Annotated in this window: 4 protein-coding genes and 1 pseudogene; 4 read left to right on the top strand and 1 reads right to left on the bottom strand. The window is 70.5% G+C overall.

What is annotated here, in order from left to right:
- The 4 genes and pseudogenes from ACFFNX_RS46995 to ACFFNX_RS46980 form a co-directional block, all read left to right on the top strand.
- Positions 1-373 (top strand): annotated as a pseudogene (locus ACFFNX_RS46995) (hypothetical protein); the annotation flags it as partial.
- On the top strand, positions 370-783 hold the full coding sequence (locus tag ACFFNX_RS46990; RefSeq protein ID WP_378212885.1) for a roadblock/LC7 domain-containing protein: 414 nt from the start codon (positions 370-372) through the stop codon (positions 781-783). The pseudogene ACFFNX_RS46995 and the gene ACFFNX_RS46990, both read left to right, overlap by 4 nt.
- On the top strand, positions 780-1,253 hold the full coding sequence (locus ACFFNX_RS46985) for a DUF742 domain-containing protein (protein WP_378212884.1): 474 nt from the start codon (positions 780-782) through the stop codon (positions 1,251-1,253). The genes ACFFNX_RS46990 and ACFFNX_RS46985 overlap by 4 nt, the downstream gene beginning before the upstream one ends.
- Positions 1,234-1,827: a GTP-binding protein gene (locus tag ACFFNX_RS46980; protein WP_378212882.1), complete on the top strand. Its 594-nt coding sequence runs from the start codon at positions 1,234-1,236 to the stop codon at positions 1,825-1,827. Before ACFFNX_RS46985 ends, ACFFNX_RS46980 begins: the two co-directional genes overlap by 20 nt.
- 75 nt (positions 1,828-1,902) lie before the next feature.
- On the opposite strand, the gene ACFFNX_RS46975 is transcribed toward ACFFNX_RS46980, so the two are convergent.
- On the bottom strand, positions 1,903-2,769 hold an 867-nt coding region (locus tag ACFFNX_RS46975), incomplete at its 5' end, for a GTPase (RefSeq protein WP_378212880.1).

Below are 2,769 nucleotides of genomic sequence, written 5' to 3'. Positions count from 1 at the left end.
GGCCACCGACGCGTCCGGCGCCCTGCCGCCGCTTCCCCAGCGTACGTCCACGACGCCGCGAGAGCCCGAGCCCGCGGAGCCGGCCGCACCGGAGCCCCCGTCGGCCTCGCAGACCACCCCCGGCGGCCTGCCGGTCCGCGTACCCCAGGCCAGCATCTCCCCCGCGCTGCGCACGGACGGCCAGGCCTTGTCGTCCGCCTCGGCCACGGCCCCGGATGACGACGTTCCGACGCCGGAGGAGATCCGCAAATCGTTCGGCGGACTCCAGGCGGGCACCCGCCGAGGCCGAACCGACGCGGCGGCGCGATCGCTGACCGACGCGACCGACCACACTTCCACACCCGCTGAAGACGCCCAAGAGGACAACCAGTGACGCAAAAGACAGACCCCTCCGCCGATCTGGCCTGGTTGCTCGACGACCTGATCAAACGCGTACCGGAGGCACAGCACGCGATCGTGCTGTCCGCGGACGGCCTGCTGATGGCGGCCTCACGGGAGTTCGAACACGAGGACGCCGAGCATCTGGCGGCGGTCGCGGCCGGCATCCAGTCGCTCGCCAAGGGGGTGGGCGAGCGCTTCAACGGCGGCCCCATCCGGCAGACCGTCGTCGAGATGCGGTCGGCGTACCTTCTGGTCACCGTCGCCGGGCAGGGCGCCTGCCTGGCGGTACTCAGCACCGAGGAGGCCGACATCGGGCTCATCGCCTACGAGATGGCCATGCTCGTCACCGGGCTCGGCCACCATCTGACCGCCGCGTCCCGTAGTTCCGAGCAGGCCTCGTGACCTCGCCCGGCGAACCACCCGGTGAAGAGTTCCCGGGCCCGGAGGCCGGCGAAGAGTCCCTGGCCGGCCGATCGGCCGAGCAGCCCGCCGACGAGGCCGACGAAGAGGAACGCTGGCTGGATGACCAGGCCGGGCCGCTGGTCCGGCCGTACGTGATGACCAGCGGACGGATGCAACCCGTACGCGGCAAGTTCGACCTGGTCACGCTGGTCGAGGCCACGGGCCTGCCGGCGTCACCGGAGCTCGGCCTGGGACCGGAGCACCAGGCCGTGGTACGCCTCTGTGAGCAGGTGATGTCGGTCGCCGAGATCGCGGGCCACCTCAAGCTCCCGACCATTACCGTCCGGGTGCTGCTCGGCGACCTCCTCGACAAGGGGCTGGTCAACGTGCAGGACCCCCAGACCGACACCGACTTGATGACCGACGAGCAGATGTACAGGGCAGTGATCGATGGACTCCATGCGCTTTGATCGACAGGGCCGGAGACTGCCCAAGGCGATCAAGATTCTCATCGCCGGCGGATTCGGCGCCGGAAAGACCACGCTGGTCGGGGCCGTCTCGGAGACGAAACCGCTCCGCACCGAGGAGATCCTCACCGACAAGGGCGTACGCGTCGACGACATCGCGGGCGTGGAGGGCAAGACCACCACCACCGTCGCGATGGACTTCGGCCGCATCACCATCAAGGACCAGTTCATGCTGTACCTGTTCGGCACGCCCGGGCAGGAGCGGTTCTGGTTCATGTGGGACGAGGTGGCGATCGGCTCGCTCGGCGCGGTCGTGCTCGCCGACACCCGGCGGCTCGCGGACTGCTTCCCCGCGGTCGACTACTTCGAGCGGCGCAACATTCCGTTCATCGTCGCGGTGAACTGCTTCGAGGGGGCGAGGCAGTACGAGCTGGACGAGGTCCAGGCCGCGCTGAACCTCGGCTCGGGCGTGCCGGTGATGCTCTGTGACGCGCGGATGCGGGATTCGGGCAAGGAGGTGCTGATCGCGCTGGTCCAGCACGCGATGGAGAGTCGCAAGGTCGGCGTCTCCGCCTGAGGTGCCCCTGTGGAGCCCCGTGCCCGGCCGCGTGCCCGGCGCGGGGCTCCCGACGTTCTCGGTCAGAGACGCCCCTCACTTGCGCTGGCGCTTCTCCCGGATCTTCATGCTGATCTCGATGGGCGTGCCCTCGAAGCCGAAGTCCTCGCGCAGCCGGCGTTCGACGAACCGGCGGTAGCCCGCCTCCAGGAAGCCCGTGGTGAACAGCACGAACCGCGGCGGCTGCACGCCCGCCTGCGTGGCGAACATGACGCGCGGCTGCTTCCCACCGCGAATGGGATGCGGCTTGGCCGCCACCAGGTCGGTCATGAAGGAGTTGAGCCGCGCGGTCGGCACGCGCTCGCCCCAGCCCTCCAGCGCCGTCTCGATGGCGGGCACGAGCTTCTCGACGTGCCGTCCCGTACGCGCCGAGATGTTGACCCGCGGCGCCCAGCGCGCGTGGTGGAGCTGCCGGTCGATCTCGCGGTCGAGGAAGTGACGGCGCTCCTCGTCCACCAGGTCCCACTTGTTGAACGCCAGGACCAGCGAGCGGCCCGACTCGATCACCATGGTGATGATCCGCAGATCCTGCTCGGCGAGCGGCTCGCTCGCGTCGATGAGCACGACCGCGACCTCGGACCGGTCGAGCGCCGACTGGGTGCGCAGCGTGGCGTAGAAGTCGGCGCCCTGCGACTCGCGGGCCCGCCGGCGGATGCCGGCGGTGTCGACGAACCTCCAGGTGCGGCCGCCCAGCTCGATCATCTCGTCGACCGGGTCCCGCGTCGTGCCGGCGACGGAGTCGACGACGACGCGGTTCTCGCCGGCGAGCTGGTTGAGCAGGCTGGACTTGCCGACGTTGGGCCGGCCGAGCAGCGCGACGCGTTGCGGGCCGCCCGCGACGCCGAACGTCTCCGGCGGCGCCTCGTCGGGCAGCGCGCCGAGCACGGCGTCGAGCAGCTCGTA

It is taken from the genome of Actinoallomurus acaciae, from assembly GCF_042429965.1.
Classification (GTDB): Bacteria; Actinomycetota; Actinomycetes; order Streptosporangiales; family Streptosporangiaceae; genus Actinoallomurus; species Actinoallomurus acaciae.
The sequence above is the reverse complement of the archived record's forward strand: the minus strand, read 5'-3'. Positions and strand labels throughout refer to the sequence as shown.

Excerpts from the sequence above, each read along its gene's own strand:
- ACFFNX_RS46980 (WP_378212882.1), top strand. The coding sequence starts at position 1,234 with ATGGACTCCATGCGCTTTGATCGACAGGGCCGGAGACTGCCCAAGGCG.